The sequence below is a fragment of the Paenibacillus sp. sptzw28 genome (assembly GCF_019550795.1).
Classification (GTDB): domain Bacteria; phylum Bacillota; class Bacilli; order Paenibacillales; family Paenibacillaceae; genus Paenibacillus_Z.
Genome location: NZ_CP080545.1, coordinates 1,373,948 through 1,394,315, shown reverse-complemented (window position 1 = coordinate 1,394,315; position 20,368 = coordinate 1,373,948). Strand labels below are relative to the sequence as shown.

The 20,368-nt window shown below is 50.2% G+C and carries 19 protein-coding genes; 2 read left to right on the top strand and 17 right to left on the bottom strand.

Annotated features, from left to right (window positions below; translation table 11 throughout):
* Positions 1-2: 2 nt before the first annotated feature.
* The 13 genes from KZ483_RS06465 to KZ483_RS06405 form a co-directional block, all read right to left on the bottom strand.
* The gene (locus tag KZ483_RS06465) at positions 3-1,556 is read right to left on the bottom strand and encodes a response regulator (protein ID WP_220351870.1); all 1,554 of its coding nucleotides are present in this window, start codon (positions 1,554-1,556) and stop codon (positions 3-5) included.
* 7 nt (positions 1,557-1,563) lie between these two features.
* On the bottom strand, positions 1,564-3,330 hold the full coding sequence (locus KZ483_RS06460) for a cache domain-containing sensor histidine kinase (protein WP_220351869.1): 1,767 nt from the start codon (positions 3,328-3,330) through the stop codon (positions 1,564-1,566).
* 270 nt (positions 3,331-3,600) lie between these two features.
* Complete coding sequence (locus KZ483_RS06455) at positions 3,601-5,397, bottom strand: type 2 periplasmic-binding domain-containing protein (RefSeq protein WP_220351868.1); 1,797 nt, start codon at positions 5,395-5,397, stop codon at positions 3,601-3,603.
* Between the two features lie 153 nt (positions 5,398-5,550).
* A complete protein-coding gene (locus tag KZ483_RS06450; RefSeq protein WP_220351867.1) occupies positions 5,551-6,447 on the bottom strand; it encodes a carbohydrate ABC transporter permease in 897 nt (298 codons plus the stop codon).
* 27 nt (positions 6,448-6,474) lie between these two features.
* Complete coding sequence (locus tag KZ483_RS06445; RefSeq protein ID WP_220351866.1) at positions 6,475-7,431, bottom strand: ABC transporter permease; 957 nt, start codon at positions 7,429-7,431, stop codon at positions 6,475-6,477.
* 169 nt (positions 7,432-7,600) lie between these two features.
* Positions 7,601-9,109: an alpha-glucosidase/alpha-galactosidase gene (locus KZ483_RS06440; RefSeq protein WP_220351865.1), complete on the bottom strand. Its 1,509-nt coding sequence runs from the start codon at positions 9,107-9,109 to the stop codon at positions 7,601-7,603.
* A gap of 100 nt (positions 9,110-9,209) precedes the next feature.
* The gene (locus KZ483_RS06435; protein WP_258881560.1) at positions 9,210-10,133 is read right to left on the bottom strand and encodes an AraC family transcriptional regulator; all 924 of its coding nucleotides are present in this window, start codon (positions 10,131-10,133) and stop codon (positions 9,210-9,212) included.
* 159 nt (positions 10,134-10,292) lie between these two features.
* Positions 10,293-10,508: a spore germination protein gene (locus KZ483_RS06430; protein ID WP_220351864.1), complete on the bottom strand. Its 216-nt coding sequence runs from the start codon at positions 10,506-10,508 to the stop codon at positions 10,293-10,295.
* Positions 10,509-10,583: 75 nt separating this feature from the next.
* Positions 10,584-10,967, bottom strand: coding sequence for a spore germination protein GerPE (locus KZ483_RS06425; RefSeq protein ID WP_220351863.1), 384 nt, complete (start codon positions 10,965-10,967; stop codon positions 10,584-10,586).
* A gap of 17 nt (positions 10,968-10,984) precedes the next feature.
* A complete protein-coding gene (locus tag KZ483_RS06420; RefSeq protein ID WP_258881559.1) occupies positions 10,985-11,188 on the bottom strand; it encodes a spore gernimation protein GerPD in 204 nt (67 codons plus the stop codon).
* Complete coding sequence (gerPC, locus tag KZ483_RS06415) at positions 11,178-11,804, bottom strand: spore germination protein GerPC (protein WP_220351862.1); 627 nt, start codon at positions 11,802-11,804, stop codon at positions 11,178-11,180. The genes KZ483_RS06420 and gerPC overlap by 11 nt, the downstream gene beginning before the upstream one ends.
* Positions 11,805-11,853: 49 nt before the next feature.
* Entirely contained in the window at positions 11,854-12,081 is a 228-nt protein-coding gene (locus KZ483_RS06410) for a spore germination protein GerPB (RefSeq protein ID WP_220351861.1), read from the bottom strand.
* Positions 12,078-12,320, bottom strand: a complete 243-nt coding sequence (locus KZ483_RS06405) for a spore germination protein (protein ID WP_220351860.1) — start codon at positions 12,318-12,320, stop codon at positions 12,078-12,080. The genes KZ483_RS06410 and KZ483_RS06405 overlap by 4 nt, the downstream gene beginning before the upstream one ends.
* 200 nt (positions 12,321-12,520) lie before the next feature.
* Between KZ483_RS06405 and KZ483_RS06400 the strand changes: the two genes are divergently transcribed.
* Together KZ483_RS06400 and KZ483_RS06395 are read left to right on the top strand one after the other, a co-directional pair.
* On the top strand, positions 12,521-12,733 hold the full coding sequence (locus KZ483_RS06400; protein WP_397376154.1) for a spore gernimation protein GerPD: 213 nt from the start codon (positions 12,521-12,523) through the stop codon (positions 12,731-12,733).
* An 11-nt stretch (positions 12,734-12,744) separates the two neighbouring features.
* Positions 12,745-13,212, top strand: a complete 468-nt coding sequence (locus KZ483_RS06395) for an Hsp20/alpha crystallin family protein (protein WP_220351859.1) — start codon at positions 12,745-12,747, stop codon at positions 13,210-13,212.
* An 85-nt stretch (positions 13,213-13,297) separates the two neighbouring features.
* On the opposite strand, the gene KZ483_RS06390 is transcribed toward KZ483_RS06395, so the two are convergent.
* The 4 genes from KZ483_RS06390 to KZ483_RS06375 all read right to left on the bottom strand — a co-directional run bounded on the left by KZ483_RS06390 (position 13,298) and on the right by KZ483_RS06375 (position 20,089).
* Positions 13,298-14,887, bottom strand: a complete 1,590-nt coding sequence (locus KZ483_RS06390; RefSeq protein WP_220351858.1) for a DUF3502 domain-containing protein — start codon at positions 14,885-14,887, stop codon at positions 13,298-13,300.
* Positions 14,888-14,998: 111 nt separating this feature from the next.
* The gene (locus KZ483_RS06385) at positions 14,999-15,904 is read right to left on the bottom strand and encodes a carbohydrate ABC transporter permease (protein WP_220351857.1); all 906 of its coding nucleotides are present in this window, start codon (positions 15,902-15,904) and stop codon (positions 14,999-15,001) included.
* A 307-nt stretch (positions 15,905-16,211) separates the two neighbouring features.
* On the bottom strand, positions 16,212-17,180 hold the full coding sequence (locus KZ483_RS06380; RefSeq protein WP_220351856.1) for an ABC transporter permease: 969 nt from the start codon (positions 17,178-17,180) through the stop codon (positions 16,212-16,214).
* Positions 17,177-20,089 carry a beta-galactosidase gene (locus KZ483_RS06375; RefSeq protein ID WP_220351855.1) on the bottom strand — a complete coding sequence of 971 codons (2,913 nt, stop codon included), beginning with the start codon at positions 20,087-20,089 and terminating at the stop codon, positions 17,177-17,179. Before KZ483_RS06375 ends, KZ483_RS06380 begins: the two co-directional genes overlap by 4 nt.
* Positions 20,090-20,368 lie beyond the last annotated feature (279 nt).

The window sequence follows — 20,368 nt, the reverse complement described above, 5'->3', positions numbered from 1 at the left end:
TTTCATTGCCGCTGCATCAATTCCTGGTATTCACCCGGACTCATCCCGAACTCCTGCTTAAATATCGAGCAGAAATAAGAAATGTTGGACATCCCGATGCTGCCTGCGATTTCGGATACTTTGAGCTTGGTCGTGCGGAGCAGTTCCTCGGCCTTGCTCATCCGGATATCCGCCAAGTATTGGTGAACCGTTCTTCCCGTTATTTTCTTGAACATCGTATTCAGATGATTCGGAGAGACGAACACCTCGTCCGCCAGCACAGTCAGGCTGAGTTCGCCTGATCCGTACCGCTCGTCAATCAGGCGGATTACCTTGTCGATGATATATTTATCTTTATTTTTCTTTTTTTCTTCCAGGAGATGCATGATATCGCTTATATAATTCCGCACATAGTCATGCATGTCAGGAAGGCGGTTCATTGCGAGCAGCTGCTGGATGCTCCCTTTGTTCCCTCCCTCTCCGTCCGCGAGCACCGAAAGCTCGATGATGAGTGCTTTCAGCAGAGCGGCGACATAGGCGCCGGGGGCATCCGTAATGGACTTGATCATGGCTTCAAGCTGCATTTGGACTTCTTTCTCTTGCAGAGCCAGAAGGTGAAGCCGAAGCTGCCGGGACATCTCATGCCAAGCGGCTAGAAATTTCCCGACCTGCTTGGAGAACCGAAGTCTCGCCTTTTTCTCCCACTCGGCGGTAATGACGCCTCCATGTCCGTAAAACAACCCGTACTTGGCGGCATTTAGTGCCTGCCGATAAGACTCTTTCAGCATGGAGAGACCGCCCGCCGTCATTCCGATCCCGATCGCCGGCAAAGAGGGAAGCACATCCCTCCATTCCTTGATCAGAAGGTCCGCAGCTGTTTCCGACGATACCGTTTCTGGTCCGGGGTTTGGAAGGATCACGGCTGTTGCGCCGGGAATCTCTTCGCAGCTTATCAAGAAGCACGGACTGCCGATCTGCCTTCGGACCGTTTCTTCACGAATGACCGAGTCCGTTGGAGCGATGACCAACACATCATAAGAATCTGCCCGGAGTTCTTCCGCGCCCGCGAGAAGCTCCTGCTCCGACTGCTCCTCATCGATCCGGTTATGGAGCAGTTCCGCGAGCCGCTTCTCCGCTGCCATGCGCGCTCCAAATTGAAGCATATCCAGCAGCCGCTCATTGTCCTGCCGCCTGCTCCGGCTAAGCTCGCATTCCTTGAGGACTCTTGCCATCGCGTTCCTCATATCCTCCTCTTCCACCGGTTTGAGCACATAGTCGTCCACATGCAGGAAGATAGCTTCCCGGGTATAATCAAATTCGTTGTATCCCGTGAGAACGACGAAACGCACGTCGGGGAGCTGTTCGCGGATGCGGCCGGCCATCTCAAGCCCGTTCATTCCCGGCATACGGATATCAGTAATGATAATATCCGGACGCAGCGTGAGCGCCTTCTCGAATCCGTCCAAGCCGTCGAAAGCGGTTCCAATTACTTCGATCCCAAGAGCCTGCCAATCGAGGAACTCGACGAGGCCCTCCCGTTCCCATCGTTCATCTTCCACAATCATCAAGGAAAACAAGGGTATCTCACTCCTTCGGCAGTGTAATGGTAAAGACCGTACCGATTCCCGGCCGGCTGAACAATTCAAGCTTGTAATCGTTGCCGTAATAACCGTTTAATCGTTCGATAATATTTTTAACCGCATAGCCGCTTCCGCTCGTCCGGCGGATCTTTCCTTTCAGCACCGCCCGAACTTGGTCCGGAGCCATGCCGACTCCGTCGTCGATGATGCGGAAAACGATATTCTCCTCATGCAGGCCGGCTTCGATCACGATCGTACCGTGACTGCGTTTCGGTTCGATGCCGTGCGACAATGCGTTCTCCACGAGAGGCTGCAAAATATTTTTCGGGACAATATAAGGAAGAACACGATCGTCGATGCGGAACTCCGCATCAAACATATTCTCGAAACGGAACTTCTGTATTTCCAGGTAAGCCTTGACCATCTCGATTTCATCCTTTACGAGTATGGCAGACTTGCCTTTATTCAACACCAGACGGTAAAATTTGGCCAACGAATTGGACAGATGCGCGATCTCGGACGAACGCACTTTGCGCGCCACCCAGGAAATCGTCGCTAAGGTATTGTAGAGAAAATGCGGATTGATCTGCGATTCGAGCACCCGCAGCTCCGCTTCTTTCTCCATAATGCGGCTTTTGTAGACCGTCTCGACCAGATCGTGAATGCGGGCTGTCATCAGATTAAAGCTGACCGCCATCTGGCTGAACTCGTCGTTCGCTACGACCGGGACAGATACGTCCAGCGATCCTTCCCGTACTTGCTTCATCGCTTTTACGAGCACTTTCATCCGACGCAGAAGCGCATGGGTAATAAAGGTGACTATGCCGCTGAGCAGGATCAACGAGGATAAGAGGATCACGATGATCCATTTCAGCGAAAGCCTCATGCTCTCGATGAAAGGACTGACGGGAAAGACGCCTGTAACGTAAAGCTCCGGCCCGCCGAGCGGGACTGAAATCACAATCGATCGTACTCCCTTAACGTCCATAATTTTGTTGATCTCGGTGCCCTGCTCAGGTATCGGCAGTCCGAGCGACTTGGCGGATTCTCCTGCCAGCTGAGGCACGTTATCCGATACGATCTCACCGCGGCGGTCAACGACGAAGATGCTGCCGAAATGCGCGCTTTGCGGATTTTTCAGCCCATCGAACAGAACGCCGCGATCGACCTCGATCTCCAGAACGCCGGCCAACGCCGTACTATTGGACGAAAAGATCTTTCGGTCGTAAGTGAATACCTTCTTCTGGACGCTTGCGTCGAAAGTGCCGATAAAGCTCTTCTCCGTATGAAGCCCCTGCCAATCTCCCACCGCCGTTGAATGGGTGAACGAAGCATACCACGGGTCTGACTGCACACGCTTCAGATGGTAGAAACTGTCGTACAGTTCCGGTATCTCGTTATTGGCCATGAAGATCCGCATTGCGTGTATATAGGTGTTCTGAAGCATTAGATTACCCAAAATCGGAGCGATGTTGTATCGGTAATCAATCAATTGGAATGGTTCGCCCGAAAAAGTAGTCCCGAGGAAATTTTGTATTTTCGGATCAAAGGCAATGATTTGAGACAGGTTCTGGACCATGTCCGCTTTTTGAGACATGCTGTTCCTCATTTGCAGCACGTTCTGCATCATGAGAATTTGCCCCTGTGCGATGGCCGCCTGAGAGGACTGGTAATACAGAATATAGCCCATGAACGACATCGATACCGTCAGGATGGATATAAAAGTAAGTACGAATTTTGTAGTGACGCCCAAATGCTTCGGTAGAGCCATGCTGAAACACCTCATGCTTGTTCAGATGAGCCTATTATATCATGAGTAAACGTTTTTATTTCTAAACCAAAAACTTCCCGCACCCAATCAAAGGATCGGGTACGGGAAGCGAAGCACCAACCTTATTTTCTTCCCATCGGCGCATGTCAATCTGATCCCATTTCTCCATTAGACGGAGCATTCCCTGCATATTTGCAGGGAATGCTGTTGTGGTCATAGAAGAAACAGCTTCTCGCACCCGTACGGAAAGGGTCGAGGTACTATTCTTGCTTATTTGTACATCGTGAATACTGTATTTTTCGTTTGCTGCACTTCCCAGTTGACGACATCATCATAGCCGAGGCCTTTTGCCTTCTGGACCAATTGCTGCTTCAATTGGTCGAATTCATCCTGGTTCTTGGCAAACATCATCTTCCAGGAGTACTCCTTGATGACCTTGCCAACCTGGCTGTGCTTCAGCTTGATATTCGAGGGCTCTTGGGCCGCCGGCTGTCCGTTGAAGAACGGTTTCGTGACCGCAACCTGGTTATTCTTGACAAACAATTCCTTTCCTGTGATCACGCCCATCGCTTCCCGCCAGCTCTTCGTCACCGGATCCGGATTAGCGGTCAACGTCGAATTCCACAGGTTGTAATCATACGGTTCCCCGGTATTCGGGTTGATCTGAGACGTGGTAAGTGTCGCATTGTTAAGCGCGGAAACACCGTTCTTCCAAGTTCCGCCGCCGTATTGTGCCGGTACCGGTGTGTCGCCGTTAGCCGTCGCCTTCTTGCCGAAATCGGTCAATGCCGGCTTGCCATCCTTGCCGATATCCCAGGCGAGGCCTTTCGGACCGATGCTGGTTTCCTGAACGCCATCAGGCGAGAACAACCAGTCGAGGAATGCCATTACACGCGCAGGATCTTTCGTATGGGCGCCGATCGACCAGATCCATTGGCCACCGTAAGGATTGAAGCCAGAGGAGTACACTTTCTCGTCCTGGAACGGAACAAGCGCGAATCCTTTGCCTGCCGACGTATGAGCCGGTGTATTATACACGTTGGAAACCCAAGGGAATTGAGAGAAGAGCACTTGGCCGTCCTTGAATTTGTTCGAAACATCGCCGAATTTCTGAGTCAGGGAATCCGGATCGAGCAGTCCCATCTGATTAGCCTTGAAATAGAACTCCAGTCCTTGCATATAGTAGCTGTTATCATCAAGAAAACCTTGATATTCCGGCCCGTCGGCTTTGGTAAGAATCATGTCCCCGGGATTGAAGCCGTCGCCTTCTGCATAGCCGTAAAATTGTGCTGTAACTTTAGCCAAGGTGGACCAATCTCCATCCCAGTCGGACCACAGCGACATTCCATACGTTTTCTTGCCCGAATCACTCTTCGGATCCATCTCTTGCATCTTCTTCAGAATCGGCAGATAGTCGTCAAGCGTCTTGATCTGAGGGCTGCCGAGCTTCTGGTACAAATCCCAGCGAAGCATCGGTCCGAACGTCATGTCCGCTCCTTCGCTCGGTCCGTCGCCGGTGCCAACGTTATGCCCGATGCCGTAAATCGCTGTGCCGCCGCCGTATTGTTTCTTGTTCGCATCAAGTGCCTGAGCGGCGTACTTCTCCAAATTTTTGCCGTATTTGTCGAGCAGTCCGTCTTTCGTCCAGTCGAGGATCATTCCTGATTTGATCGCATTCTCATAATCCTTGCCGCCGAGTCCTACAACAAGGTCGCCCAGGTCGCCGGATGCCATCTGCGTAGCGATCATTTGCGCACCGCCTGACAGGTTCGGTGCGACGATGTTCAGTTTGATATTAAATTTGTCCTTGATCAGCTTGGCGAACCAGCCCGGCTGCTCGCCGGCAAAGTTGGCCAAAGTATCGAATACAGTCAAAGTCATTTCCGGTTGCTTGGACCAGTCCGTTATGACTCCGTTGTCCGAAGTACTTGTGCTTGCTGTTCCCGTACTGCTTTTGGAACTGGACGAGCCCGTATTACCCGCTCCTCCGGAATTGCATGCCGCGGTAAAAACCATCATCAGGCATACAGAGGCAACGAGAAAGGCCCATTTCTTTTGCCTAGACATGCTGTAAAACCTCCCTTTTCAATTTAACCGCTTTAACCTTCAAAATGCGCAATATGCGCCGAGAAATCCGGAAATGACCGATTTCTCCGTTGCAATCGCTCGCAACGAATAAACCACCTCCTTAAAAGAGTTTGTGTGCATCAGATCGGCGCGCTAGCCTTTAACCGCACCGATCATGAGGCCTTTCACAAAATACCGCTGGAAGAATGGATAAACGAGCAAGGTCGGGATCACGACAATCATCGAAACCGTCGACTGGATTGAAGTCGGCGTCGGCTGCAAAGCCAGATTAGCCACCGATCCTCCCCCGCTCATCGCTTGTTTCATGAGCTCGGCGACAGACAAAGCCTCGTTCAAATATCGATACAGAATGAACTGAAGCGTGAAGAGCTTCGGATTCGTCACAAGAAACAGCGTGTCTTGGAACTGGTTCCACTGGCCGACGGCAGAGAAAATCGCGATGGTAGCCAGGATCGGCGTAATGAGCGGCATGACGATCTTCCAAAAGATCGTGAGGTTTCCCGCCCCGTCGATCTGTGCGGACTCCTGCAGGGCAATCGGCGTCGACTCTACGTACGTTTTGACCAAAATAATGAAGAATGGAGATACGATCCCAGGCAGGATATAAGCCAGGAAGTTGTTGGTCAGTCCGAGATTGCGCATCGTCAAGTACCATGGAATCAGACCGGCGTTAAAATACATGGTTACGATAATGAATCGATACCACAGCCGGCGCCCCAACATCTGATTCTTCGTGAACAGGAACCCGAGCAAGCCGGACGCCGCTACCGTCAATGCCGTGCCAATCACGGTACGCCCGAACGACACGAGCGCAGCCATGCCCAGGCCGGGAATTTGGAAAATATTCTCATAGTTGGACAGTTGGAACCCCTTCGGCCAGAACATTACCAGCCCTTTGCTGCTTATGTCGTTGTTGCTGATCGTATTAATAAACAAATAATAGAACGGAAAGAAACAGGCTAATGTGAACAAGCCGAGCAGAGTATAGTTTAACGCGTCGAACAAGGTAAATCTTTGTCTGGTCGCCATTTGTCTCTTCTTCCTTTCTCTCTCGTCTTAGATGATACTTTGGCCGCGGATGAGCTTGGACAGGCCGTTGGCCGCGAACAGCAGGAACAGGCTGACGATGGATTTCATGATGCTGACAGCGGTAGCAAACCCGAAGTTGGAGTTCCCCATGCCAATGTTATACACGTACAGATCGAGCACTTCGATATGGTTCATGTTCATGGCATTGGCGAACACAAAAAATTGCTCGAGTCCGTTATTGATAAAGTTCGCAATCGATAAAATCAGGAGCACGAAGTACGTCGGGATGATGCCCGGCACCGTCACGTGCCAGATCTGGCGGAAACGGTTCGCACCGTCCACTCTGGCCGCTTCATATAATTCCGAATCGATGCTCGTAATCGCGGCGATGTACATAATCGCGCCCCATCCGAGCCCTTTCCACACTCCCCACAACGTCATCGCGAGCCACACGTGATTGTCATCGGCGAGGATGTTCGTCGGCGAACTAATCCAACCGAGGCTCATCAAGAGGTGATTGAAGAAGCCGTTGTTAACCGAGAACAGCATGAATGCGAAGGAATATACCAATACCCAGCTAATGAAGTTCGGCAAAGTCGTCAAGGTCTGAACGATCCTCTTGAACTTCGAATTCCTTACCTCGGTCAGAAGGATCGCGAAGATTACGGGAAGTATCGAAGTCACTATGCCGAGTGAACTAATGGCGAACGTATTGCGCAGAACCCGGAACATCTCGGCCCGTTGAACCTGATCCGATACCATAGCAGTAAACCATTGCAGGCCGACGAAGTCCGTATTCGCCAGCGGAATGCCCGGTTGATAGTCATAGAACGCGTAAATCCACCCGTAGAGAGGCAAATACGAGAATAAAAATACGAGTACAAGAAAGGGCAGCGCCATCAAGAAGAGTGTATATTTATCCTTGATTTGGAATCGCTTTCTTGTGAGCGCAGAATCCGCAGTTTTCGTAAGGCTGGCACTCATCTTACTCCTCCTTCGTCTATTTATGTGTCTGGCATTTATTATAATCAGGGACGAAAGCGCTTTATATATCAATAACCCACTCGAATATCAAAATCTAACGCATTTGCCTTGTACAAAACAAAAAGAACCCTTTCGGGTTCCTAATAGTTGGAGCATATTCCATTTTCGGTTAATGTGCAGCCGCAGGACGTTCCTTCGCTTTGTCCGATTCGCCTGCATTTCGGTTAGCCGCTTCGCGGTCCTCCATCATTTCCTCGACCGTCTTCGTCTTCAGACGCGCAGCGCCTTTGTAACCCTCGCGGGTCGGAACGAGCTTCCCGGAGGCCAGACGCGCCTTCGCTTCTTCAATGGCCGGGCCGTACTGTGGAAGCCATTTCTCACCCGCCACGAGCATCTCGTCCACCATTTGCCAAATTTCTTTCGGATTGCATACCGCTCCGACAAGCGGATCCATCATAAACGCTTGACGGAGAAGCTTGTCATCGCCATGAATCGCCGCTTCCACCGCCATACGTTGAACCGAAATACTCGCGGTGCACACGGCGGCGCAGCCGAGCGGCAGGTCGCCGACATGCGGCATGCTGATACCGTTACGGTCCACATAACCGGGCGCTTCGATAATGGCATCGTCCGGAAGATTTGCGATAACGCCATTATTGACGACATTAAAGTGCCCGCGGTATACGCGGCCGGTTTCAAGCCCTTCGATAATATATGAACCGTGCTCTTCGCCGCGATTCTCTGCTGAATAGACCAGCGGTGCTTCTTTCATCCAGTTTGGAAAATCAGTCTCGAACCAGTTGCGCCCTTCCGTGCAGACTCGAAGGTAACCGCCGGTCTCGCCGTTGATCCATGTCCCAAGGTCGATCCAGTCCTTAATTTCATCAGCTCGCTTGCGGTACCACGGCACATATTCGCTCAGATGGCCGTTCGATTCCGTTGAATAATAGCCGAAACGGCGGAGCATATCGATCCGAACCTTCTCCGTTTTGCTGAACTCTGGGTGGTTCTCGAACGCTTCAAGCAGCTTGCCGGTCATATCTTCGCCCTTATGCCGCACTTGTACATACCAGGTTTGGTGGTTGATGCCCGCGCATATAATGTCTACTTCCTTCTTCTCGAGGCCCAGCGCCTGAGCAATTTGCCAGTGCCCGCCTTGAACGCCGTGGCACAAGCCGATAGTACGAACGCCGCCGTATTTATTGCAGGCCCATGTCAGCATTGCCATTGGATTCGCGTAATTGAGCAGCAGCGCATTCGGCTCAGCGACCTCGCGGATATCCTTGCAAATATTCATCATTTCAGCAATGCCGCGCTGGCCGTACATAATTCCTCCGGCGCAGAGCGTATCTCCGACGCATTGGTCGACGCCGTATTTAAGCGGGATATCGACATCGTGCTGGAACGCTTCAAGTCCGCCGATCCGAACGACCACGAATACATAGCGCGCATCCTTCAATGCTTCTCTGCGATCAGGCGTCGAATGGATCTTGATATGAAGGCCATTCTCGGTAATATCCCGCTGACAAAGCTGTGTGACCATGTCCAGGTTATGCGGGTTAATGTCAGTAAAAGCAACATCAATGTGTTGGAATTCCGGGACAGCGAGTAAATCCCTCAGCAGCCCTCGTGTAAAACCGATGCTTCCGGCCCCGATAAATGTAACTTTGAACGACATGAAAAAGAACGCCTCCTCATGATGCCGGTACTGACCGGCTTGCTATCCCAATTGTAGCAGGGACATGGGGAAGGCGTTTTCAATTTCGCAACTGGATTGGCTATGGGATGTCAACTATTACAACCTGGTCTTCATGTCCCTGCATCGTTTCAACCGACTTTCGGTAAACGGCCGGTGAAAGGCCGGTATACTTCTTGAACAGCGCACTGAAGTATTGCCTGCTGCCCAGACCGACATAATCGGCGATTTCAATAATCGGGACATCGGTTCGGGCGAGCAGCATTTTGGCCTTCTCCACTCTTAGCTCAGCCAGATATTCGGTCATCGTCACATTCATGCTCGCTTTGAAGATCCGCTGCAAATAGACGGGATGAAGATTGACCGCAGCGGCGATATCTTTCGCCTGAATATCGCAGTCGTAATGCTGATGAATATATTCGGCCGCCCTTCGCACATAGTGGTCGATCTGCCTTACCGCGCTGTCCTTCGCTTCCTCGGCGGCAAGCCTGGCGACGCGAATAATCAGCTGGGAAATGAGCAAATGAGCCATATTGGAGTCATCCCCGTTACCTGCTGAGTCCAGCTCCATTACGAGGCTTTTGAGCGTATAATAGACATCGCTCGGATCACGCAGCACAATATAGCTGTTCTGCCGATGAAGCAGTTCCCGTAAAGCGGCGTTTCCCTGCGCGAGCTGCTTCATGGAAGGATAAACACCCTCACAATCGGTAAATGTAAACTCGACATTAAGCATCCGGCAAGGATTATCCTTCTCTACAATAAGGCGGTGCGGCACGCCCCCGTCAATCATTATAAGGTCACCCTTGCGCATGACGATCGGCTGATCCTTCATTTCTACCGTGCATGTGCCGGAAATCACATACATGATTTCAACGGTATGATGAGCATGAAAGCCCATCTGAAAATCAATCCACTGCTTGTAGTAATACGCGATGATCTTCGTCCGGTAATCACCGCTTGTCCATTGAGGATTAAATAAGCTGTAATTTTTCGTCTTTAACACCCCGCTTCGCACTCTTTCCTTCTACTTATACATTTTTCCCCACGAACCGTTTTCAGTCAAGAAAAACCCCCGCAGTGCGGGGGTTCTCACGTCACAAATGAGCCTTGGAAATGGAATAACGATCCGGTTATCGCCTTGAACCGAATAACAACCCCCGACTTAAACAGCTTCTGTGTTTGGTTGGTCAATTACATCAGGATCTGTTGCATTGTTCACATTAGCCCCGTTCAGTGTAATGACGACATTCCCCGTATTTGAGCCGCCCTGGCCTGACACCGTTTTGGAAGAGGTTTGCGGGGAAATATTTAACGTATCTCCAAAGTTAATGACGCCTGAATTCGTGTTAATATTGAATGAATTAACGAGGGATGGCATTAATAAATCCCCCCTTAGGGGCGCGCCGCAAACGGCATAGAACCGGCTATGCGCATTCGGGTCGGAATAATAAAATCATAACCTTTGGGGTCTTTCTCTTAAAAGATGCCGGATATGTTTAATTCGTGTTTCGGCTCGCAGCGCTTCACTTGATCCGATTTGGACGACAGCAGCGCCTGAGATAGCGAAAACATCAATATTTTGCACACCGATCACTGCGGATTCATTGATCGTTGTCATCCTGATTTTTTCATTTAGGACCGACTCTGAAATCGGCCGAAAAAAAATAGCGTAATCGCGAAAATTAAATTCATTTTGGAAATAAATCGCTTTCTCGCGTTGTACGGCAATGGAATGATTAACCGGTGAAATTTGTTTCGAATCTCCGATTTCAAAGACAGCGGTAGCTCCCGTATCCGTTATACGGATTTGTCCGACGGATGAGACTCTGCTGGTCAACAGCGAACTCTCCTTTACTAGGTAGTAGGAATAATCGGGGGGAGAACCGGTATCGTAACACCGATAATCAACTTTTCAGGCGGTCCTTCGAAGACGTTGGACAAAGAGACCGTTTTAACATCCCCGACTATAAAAGTGGAAGCTGTGCTCACAAAAGACATTTTAATATTCACAACCGAGAGCTCGCAGTTAATGACGGTATATTCCATCTTATGATCCATTCTCCTTTCGGAGCAAGTTTCTCAAAAATGTTTCGAACGTTTTATCAATATCCCGTTTTACATCCTCATAAACCGATTGCTGAATATATGTTAATTGTTTCGGTGCCGCTTCTTCGGGATGGATACGTTTCAAATAATCGCGGATTCGATTATCAATTTGATTTCTCACGTCCTCCAAAATAAACTTGCGATATTGGTCATCCAGCGGGTGGCTGTATTGATTTTCCAATTGCTTGAGCGACTCGAAAGCGCCGTTGTTTAAATAATCGTCAACCTGCTGCTTAACACCCGGATATAACTGTGGATACTGTTTCTCGATCATTGACGGAACTTCCATTGATTGTCCGATGGCGAATTCTTCTATAGACGAATCGGATCCGTTCTCAGCTCCGTTCGGGTTGATTCCTATGTTTAACGTTCCCTCTAATTTTTCCACCTTCAACAAATCAAACCGGTATTCATTCCGAATAACGGGAGGCTCGGTATATTTTTCTTTAAACCTGTTGAATTCCTGAATAAGGCCTTGAATCCTTTCATCCATTTGCTGGATCTGTTGATTTTGATAATGCATGTATCCATTCAACTGCTGCAAAAATCGTAATAATTCCGGGGGCATATACATTCAAATCAACCTCTCCTGATCAAATCGCCCGTTACAACCTGATTTAAGGCTGGGATAGAGGTGTCAACGGAATAAACGGAATGGGCGAATGAACTGCAGCACCCGGCTGCGGTCCCGCCGGCGGTGCGGGCTGAGTAAACCCTCCCGTATTAAAAAGCTGTGCGAGCGGTTTTATTATGCCTGCGCTCCCGATTTGGAGAACAGAGGAATTCGATATCCCCTCAACCTTCAGACTATGAATGACAATATTCTGGTGAACGAATAAATTCATGGCCGTCTAACCTCCCGATCCGAACGTTCCGGTACAATGATCCTTTGTTCGTAAGCATCGGAACCGTAAATATTAATTACGCTGGGGGAATTATTGATGTTTAGGGTCTCACCGGAATTAAACGATCCGCCTCCGGCAAATGTTTTGTTAAAGCTGCTCGGCGCTATCGTTCCGACATCGCCTATATTTAAGACTCCACTTACACTGTTCACATTAATCGCACCCACAATAGCCGGCATACCACGACACCCTTTTTCTCGGGCCTTGGGTACGGATCCCGCCTGACTGCACGAAATCCGTCGTTTGTGAAGACTCTTATAAGTATCCTATGATGTTCTGTTTCCGAGTATTCATTCCGCCCTTGGAACTGCATAGAATATAGAAAGTAAGCGGACCGGGCAGAAACCGTTTCATGAGCATGACCGGAGGAGGGAGACGTATGATGAAAATGACGGTTGTGAACAAACGCATCAAAATCGGGGATATCGAGATCGTGGGGTTAGGCAGTTCATCCGTCGTATTGGTCGGAGATACGGAATCCATCATCACTTCCTCCTACTTCGATACACCGGCTGATTCGTTGATTTTCAGTCCTCATGTTCCCTTCAAACCACTGGAAACGCGACGCGAGATAACAAATAACGGCACCTGAGGTGATTGATTATGGACGATTCCAAAAACAGCCCGCCAAAAGGAGAGTTTAATTGGCAAAATTTCAAAAAGGTGTGGGGCAATGATTTTCCCTTTAATATTCATGAGAAAATGGACGATTTGTCCTGGGTCGACAAATACGTTCAGGATGCTATGACGCAGTTTTTACCAAAACCGGTATCCATCAAATCACAAACAAAGAAAAACCTGCAGATGGAGATTTTCGAAACTCACAAAAATGTTATCGTCAAATTGCATTTCTCCGAAGAAGAGGTCAGAAATATAACGGTATTTGCCGGTATCAACAGAATCAAGCTGGAGGGGCTGCCCGGCAACACCAGGAAGATCATCAAGCTCACCACTTATGTCATTCCGGAAAGCTGCTCAGCCGTGTTCAGAAACGGGATTTTACAGCTGCATATGCGAAAACAAGCACTGGACGATTACTTTCAAGAGATCGACATCAAATTTCCAAAATAACATCACGGTAAATGAACAATGAAAGGGCTGCTTCTTACGTCTTAAGACGTAAGGAGCAGCCCTATTAATTCAGCATAAGTGCCGTTTAGCCTTGGTCCAGCTTCTTGTATTCATCAAGCTGGCGTTGAATTTCATCTTTCACTTTGTCGTAGCCCGCTGCTTTCAGCTTGTCGCGAAGATCGTTAACCGCTTTGACCGGATCTCCCGCTTTGCCGTATATAATTGCAGGCATTTTCTCGCCGATTACTTGCGAGATTGCCGTCATATACGGATCTACAGCCGTTTTATCGAATACGAATTTACCATATGGGAAAGGCTTTTTAATAGCATCGTATTTTTTGTAGATCTCGCCGATTTGGTCCCAATCATTAACGCTCGGGATCTCGAACCTGTCTACACGCCCGCCCCAGAAGTCGGTATAAAATTTGTCGCGGGTCTCATCATAGCCGGCTGGTAGATCACGCTTGCCGTCTTTAATCTCATACTGCACGCCTTCTATGCCGTAGTTGATCAGATGGTAAATCTCCTCGTTCTGGCGGATCAGCTCATAGGCCATCAGCGCGCGTTCAGGATGCTTGCTGTGCGCGCCGACCGACGTGCCGCCGTGCGTAATCGGCATGGAGATCAGGTTGCCGCGCGTATCGGAGAATGCGAACATTTGCAGCTCGGAGCCCGGCTGTTTTTTGTCCATTTGGACGCGCAGCCCTTTGAAGGTTTGCGTATGGTGTTGATCCGCTCCGGTTTGTCCGGCTTGCAGCTCGGTACGGGTGTCGCCTTTGTAGTTCAGCACGTCTTCGCGCCAGTAGCCTTTGTCTCCCCATTCCTTCATCATCGTAGCAAACTTGATGAAATCATCGTTGAAGATCGGGCTGTCTACCGTATAACGCTCGTCATAGGATTTGCCATAGAACACGTTCGCATAACCTGTCGAAATCGGAAGCTCGATATTGTCCGTGTAAGCCGCAGCGAAGCCGCCGTACAGCGCGCCGTTCGTTCCGTTAACATCCCACGGGATGACTTTCTTGTTGTCCTTGACGCCTTGGAAGTATTTTCCCAACGTTTCGAAGTCCGTGATCGGCTTGTCGATGCCGAATTCCTTCGCCCAGTCGCCGCGGTAGAAGATACCGTGGTTGACCCATTGCGTGAAGTGGTTTTCCGGAATCAAGACGATATCCTTCTTGTATTTGCTTTGATCCCAATCCTCTTGCGGAACTTCCGCCCATGTTTGCGGTGCGTATTTCGGCAGCAGGTCGTTCAATGGAAGGAAAGCTCCCCGCTGCGCATTGCCCCACGTATCAAGCCAGTCGGTTCCGATCGTGATCAGGTCAAGCGGCTCGCCCGAGGCAAGAAGCAGATTGTATTTGGTTTGCCAGTCAGCCCATTCCACCCATTTGAACTGGAGCTCGGCATTGATTTTCTCTTTCATGATGGCATTGACCTTCGCCATTACTTTCTCAAGCTGGCCGTTCTTAGGTTTGTCGCCAAGCACAACATACGTAATCGTCTCGAATTTCGAGGTGTCGATTTTACCGTCGTCGGTGGATGTTTTGCCGCCTGAGTTCGCACTTCCGGTCGAATTTCCATCCGCTCCCTTGTTGTCGCCGCCGCATGCCGCCAGACTGACGATCATTGCCATCATCAGAAGCATGATTGATAAACGCTTTACTGTTGCCATTGTGTTGCCTCCCTTTTTATGATCGAGCTTATAAGCTGCCGCCATGCTCCGAAAGCGCTTACAGCGGCTATGGCAAGAGGTGCGCTATTCGCAACCTCTGTCACCCGGTGATTATCCTTTGACTGCGCCAACCGTTATCCCTTGAATAAAGTACTTCTGAATAAAAGGATAGAAGAGTATGACCGGCCCTGTCGCCACAACCGCAGTTGCCATCTTCATCGATTCCAGCGGCATATCGCTCAGCGGAACGTTCGATGAAGCCGAGGAATTTCGGATAAAATCCGCACTCGTGATGACGTTATACAGAAACAGCTGCAGCGGCCTGTATTTCATATCAGGCGAGAGGAACAGCATCGCGTGATACCATTCGTTCCAATAGCCAAGGGCAATGAACAGACCGATCGTAGCCAGCGCCGGCGTCGTCATCGGCAGAATGAGACGCATGAAGATCGTAAAATCCCCCGCTCCGTCAATTTTGGCGGACTCGGTTATGGCATGAGGAATCGATTTGGTGAAGCTCTTCATCATGATGATGAGAAACGGGCTCATTAAACCAGGCAGAAGAACGGCCAAATAATTGTCCTTCAGGCTCAAATACTGCGTCATCAGCAAGTAGAACGGCACAATACCGCCGGAGAACAGCGTCGTGAAATAAATGAAGAAGGAAATGCCGTTGCGATACTCGAAATCCGGCCGCTGAAGCGCATATCCGGTCATCGCGACGAGGAATAATCCTACCGCGGTACCTACCAAAGTAATGCCTATCGTGACGGCATACGCTCCGAGAATCTGATCGGGATTTTCAAACACAATTTTGTAAGCGAACGTACTGAATTCTCTCGGCCAGATGTTAAACCCGAACTTCGTGATAGCTCCTTCTGCTGTAAAGGAAGTTCCCAGCACAAGGAGAAAAGGAAGCAAACAGCATAGCGAGAACAATCCGATGAACACATATCCGAACGCCCGCACCGCCACGGATGCCGCATCCGTGCGTATCCTTTTTTGGACAGCTTCCATTTTAGCAACCCTCCTAAGGCGTTTTCTTGGAAAACGCTTCTTCGTAAGCATAAGCTTGGCGTTTTCTTGGAAAACGCTTCTTCGTAAGCATAGGCTTGGCGTTTTCTTGGAAAACGCTTCTTCGTAAGCATAAGCTTGGCGTTTTTTCTTGGAAAACGCTTCTTCGTAAGCATAAGCTTGGCGTTTTTCTTGGAAAACGCTTCTTCGTAAGCATAAGCTTGGCGTTTTTCTTAGAAAACGCTTCTTCGTAAGCATAAGCTTGGCGTTATTCTTGGAAACGCTTCTTCGTAAGCATAAGCTTGGCGTTTTAAAATAACGTATTGTCAGGCGAGAACTTCTTCACCAGCCAGTTGGCGGTAATGACAACGATAAAACCGAATACGGACTGGTACAAGCTGACCGCGCTGCCCATGGAGAAGTTGAAATTGTTCATAAGCGAACGGAACACGTACGTCTCAATAATATCCGTGGTCGCATACAGCGCCGTGTTGTTGGCTCCGACCAGGTTGTAAAACAACCCGAAGTTGCCTCGCAGAACACCGCCGAGCGAGAACAGCAGAAGAATGATAAACGTCGGCTTCAGCCATGGGAGAACGATATACCGGATGCGCTGAAGGGCGTTGGCGCCATCGATTTCCGAAGCCTCAACCACCTCGCTGTCCAGCCCCATTATAGCTGCGAAATATACAATGGATCCGTAGCCGGTCGACTGCCATAAGAACGTAATAATGATAATGAAGGGCCAGATGCTTGGGTTGGAGTAGGTTTTCACCGGATCCGCCCCGAGTGATGTCAGGATGACATTGAGCAAACCGTAGTCATAGCTCAGAATGTTGTAAGCGATCAAGCCAATGATGACGAATGAAATGAAGAAAGGCAGAAACATAATGGTCTGGGACAGCTTCTTGAACCATTTCTTCCTCAGCTCGTTGAGCAAAATTGCCACAAAGATTTGAAGAAAATTGCCGAGCACGATGAACGCAAGGTTGTAAGCGACCGTATTGAAGGTAAGCCGCCAGAGATCTCCGGTCATTACGAGAAACCGGAAATTATCAAAGCCGACGAACGCACTTTTGAAGATGCCGTCCGTATAGTTGTAATTAATGAAAGCCAGATAAAGGCCTGGCATCGGCAGATATGCGAAAATAATAAAGAATACGATGGCCGGCAAACACATCAGAATGAGCGTCTTGTTGTTCCAGAACCTCCTGAAACGCGAGTTTTTGCTCTGCTCCCGGGTATTCGTTAAAACGGCGGGTTCAGCAATTGATTTCATCCGGCTGTTCCTCCCTTCTCTTTCAGAATCTGTGTGACTGTGGGAATGAATGCCAATCCTTCAAGAACGGAAGTTGCCCCTGCCACAACCGCTTCCAGCATAATGGTCAGCTCATTGCCTTCCTTGCCTTCTTCTTCGCAGAACCATGCACCCGGCAAGTAAAAGGAATCCGGGTCGCCGCCTGTCATGACCGGCCGCGCTTCGCCTCCGGGGGTCCACAATCGTCCAACCAGCTGGCCGTTGAAGAATATTGTAAGCTTCATATTGCTCCCTCGAACGAATACGCGCCAGCCGGCACCATCATTCGAATCCTGCAGCATGCCATACAGCCAGCACATTTCGCCAGGCTCAAGCATTAGCGGCATCTCCGTTAAAACGGATTCAATCCGACTGCCGGCTGCATGCCGCAGCAGCTCCGGCTCCTCCGCAGCGGAAAGCTTCCACTCGGCGGCCGCGCTTCCTTCATAGACAAGCACGTTACCGGCCGGCAGCCCCAGCACCCGCTCGAGAAAAACTGAGATATGAACGGTTTCGCCCGGTGTCACAAAAGCACTGATATCCAGGTAGGGGTCGAACGGATTCGCATTTGCAATCTCCATGCCGTTTACAAATACTCGTGCCACAGCTTGCAGCCCTTGAAAATGAAGCGTCCACGAATCGGCATCCTCTCCGGCCCGGAAGCTTCTCCGGTAATACTCAAACGCGGGATGATCCGGAGACATCCAATTGCCAAAGCTTACAAGCGGCCAATGTCTGTCGTCTAAGCCGGGATCGATCAATTCCGCTTGAAGCTCACGCGTATTCGTGCGCAACACCCGCCAGTTCGAGGTAATGTTCTTCGCATCTGTAACCGCTGTCAACCCAGTGAGGCCTTTACGCGCATTCAGCCGCAGGCCGGGCAGCCGGGCATCGTCAAAGTTCGTGTGTCCCCATATTTCCACCCGTGCGTTAAATTGGCCTGATCGACCGCCTGAACCGCCATTGCCGCCCTTCTTGCCTGTGTTTTCGACGTTCCCGGCATCGTATGCATTGCCGCTGGCGCTTACCGGTACATAACGGCTGCCGCCACCTGGTGTGACCGTATCGATGTAGCGCAATCCGTTGTAGAGCGAAACCACGTCGCTCCCCTGTCGAATAAGCACACCCTGCAGCGACTCATGGGCAGGATACTTATATGACGCTTCATACCAGGCGTACCCTCGGTAAAAGCCTTGATTTTCGAGAAAATCCGCTTTATCGAGAGCAATCGGCGATCCTCCCGACATAGAAGCCGACGGATCAATTCGGCTGGTGCTCCAAGCGTTCTCCATGGTACGGGGTTCAAGGTCGTACGTTTTTTTATCCCCTACTACTATGTTTCCGCTTTCATTGATCTCCTCAAGGAGCAGCGCATCCGTTCGTTTCATCCCGATCAGCTCGAGGAGATGTCCCCCGTTCAATTGAATCCGGCACGTCGATATGCAATCGGCCGTGAAAGAAATCGTCAGTAAATCTCCCTCTTCGGTTAGCCACATATTACTCGTGTCCGTCTCGGCCTCGTACCGTTCATCAAGCCGTATGGCAATCTCACCTGCGCGCTCCGTATGAAACACCATGACGGTCCGGGAGGAAGTCTGCTTCACGTCGGTCAGCTCGGCTGTCGCATAAAGGAGCGTTCCGGAAAGCCCCCATGTGCCAAGGGGCACGTCGATCGGAAGTATCGCACACTCCCCGGCAGGACAAACTCTCTTGATATCCTTCTGAACCGAACCTGGCCGAAGACTGATTTCTTCAGTTTGGTTACCGACATTCGTGACGAACAGCAGGTTACCGCCCTGTTTCAGCTCCAGACTCTGTCTCACCGCCGTATTCTTCGTGCCGCCGACAACCATGCTCAGGTTCAAGGCCGGTTTCCCCTCGGCAAGCGAGCTGCCGTAAGCCTGAATGATTCGGTGCAGCATACGCCCTTCGTACGCCTCGTCCCGTATCCGCCCTTCCGGCGAAACCATTCCGTAGAAATCATAATCCGAAGTCATAAACGCAAGCGGCTTTCCCCAATTGTTCGTTGCATTCGTAAAGCCGAAGTTGGTGCCGGACACCTGAAGGTAGGGTCCGAGCAGCTTCGTTCCGCAGGAGAGCAGACGCCGCAGCAGAAAGTGTGAACGGTTCGTCTCCGTCACAAGCAGAGGAAGTCCTCTAGCTGCAAGCTCGTTCTTATAAGCCGTTACTTTCTGCTCAAACTCCGGGTCGAGGTCATTGGGATAGAAATTGCAAGTAGGCACCACACCCTCCGCGAATCCCGATGCCTCACGCAGTCCGCCTTGCCCGGCACAAGCAATGAGAGGAACTTGAATGCCGTGGTTCAGCGCCATGTCCCGCAAGGCCGCTATGTACCCATGGGGATCGCTGCAATCGTAAAAGTCGAGCTCGTTGTCAAGCTGAACGGCGATCACCGTACCTCCCCGGCCAAGCTCATACCGCTGAATAAGCGGTAAAATCCGGTCAAACCATCTGGAAACTTCGTGCAGAAAGGCGGGATCGTTATCCCGGAGCGTCATACCTTCCTTGGCAAATAAATAGGCCGGAAGCGCCCCGCCATCCCATTCAGAGCAAATGTATGGTCCGGGACGTGCGATGATCCATAACCCGACCTCAGCGGCGGTCTTCAGAAAGTCCTCGATATCCCGTTCCCCGCTAAAATCCCACTCACCTTCGCGTTTCTCGTGGTAATTCCACGGGAAGTACACATCGATTGCGTTGTAGCCGAACGCTTTGGCCTGTTCCATCCGGCTTCGCCACTCCGCCCTTGCGATGCGGAAATAGAAGAGTGACGCGCAAAGGATAATTTCGGGCTTGCCGTTGATACGAAAGGAATCGGGTGCCCATTGTATGGATAACGCAGAATCCGATTCCATCATATTCATGCTCATCGTGCTGACACCCCTTCTCTCACTATTCATGCCCATTTATGAAACCCATTTCACAATGACCAAATAAAAAATACACTTGATCTTTAGCGGCTATTAGAGGGATGCCGGGACATCTTCTACCGTTAGCAAAGTGTATTTCTGCGTAAAGGACAGCGAGAGGAAAAGCTGCGAGCATTGGTTTATTGCCATATTGTGAAATGGGTTTCATTACTAGGAAAATAGTAAACCCTTTCACAAGGGCTTCTTTGAGTCGATCTTAAATCAAAATGATAGCGCTGT

Bases quoted from the DNA above. Each gene is read 5' to 3' on its own strand.
- KZ483_RS06460 (WP_220351869.1), bottom strand. From the start codon at position 3,330: ATGGCTCTACCGAAGCATTTGGGCGTCACTACAAAATTCGTACTTACT.
- KZ483_RS06455 (WP_220351868.1), bottom strand. From the start codon at position 5,397: ATGTCTAGGCAAAAGAAATGGGCCTTTCTCGTTGCCTCTGTATGCCTG.
- KZ483_RS06450 (WP_220351867.1), bottom strand. From the start codon at position 6,447: ATGGCGACCAGACAAAGATTTACCTTGTTCGACGCGTTAAACTATACT.
- KZ483_RS06445 (WP_220351866.1), bottom strand. From the start codon at position 7,431: ATGAGTGCCAGCCTTACGAAAACTGCGGATTCTGCGCTCACAAGAAAG.
- KZ483_RS06440 (WP_220351865.1), bottom strand. From the start codon at position 9,109: ATGTCGTTCAAAGTTACATTTATCGGGGCCGGAAGCATCGGTTTTACA.
- KZ483_RS06430 (WP_220351864.1), bottom strand. From the start codon at position 10,508: ATGCCATCCCTCGTTAATTCATTCAATATTAACACGAATTCAGGCGTC.
- KZ483_RS06420 (WP_258881559.1), bottom strand. From the start codon at position 11,188: ATGGATCATAAGATGGAATATACCGTCATTAACTGCGAGCTCTCGGTT.
- gerPC (WP_220351862.1), bottom strand. From the start codon at position 11,804: ATGCCCCCGGAATTATTACGATTTTTGCAGCAGTTGAATGGATACATG.
- KZ483_RS06410 (WP_220351861.1), bottom strand. From the start codon at position 12,081: ATGAATTTATTCGTTCACCAGAATATTGTCATTCATAGTCTGAAGGTT.
- KZ483_RS06405 (WP_220351860.1), bottom strand. From the start codon at position 12,320: ATGCCGGCTATTGTGGGTGCGATTAATGTGAACAGTGTAAGTGGAGTC.
- KZ483_RS06400 (WP_397376154.1), top strand. From the start codon at position 12,521: ATGATGAAAATGACGGTTGTGAACAAACGCATCAAAATCGGGGATATC.
- KZ483_RS06395 (WP_220351859.1), top strand. From the start codon at position 12,745: ATGGACGATTCCAAAAACAGCCCGCCAAAAGGAGAGTTTAATTGGCAA.
- KZ483_RS06390 (WP_220351858.1), bottom strand. From the start codon at position 14,887: ATGGCAACAGTAAAGCGTTTATCAATCATGCTTCTGATGATGGCAATG.
- KZ483_RS06385 (WP_220351857.1), bottom strand. From the start codon at position 15,904: ATGGAAGCTGTCCAAAAAAGGATACGCACGGATGCGGCATCCGTGGCG.
- KZ483_RS06380 (WP_220351856.1), bottom strand. From the start codon at position 17,180: ATGAAATCAATTGCTGAACCCGCCGTTTTAACGAATACCCGGGAGCAG.
- KZ483_RS06375 (WP_220351855.1), bottom strand. From the start codon at position 20,089: ATGAGCATGAATATGATGGAATCGGATTCTGCGTTATCCATACAATGG.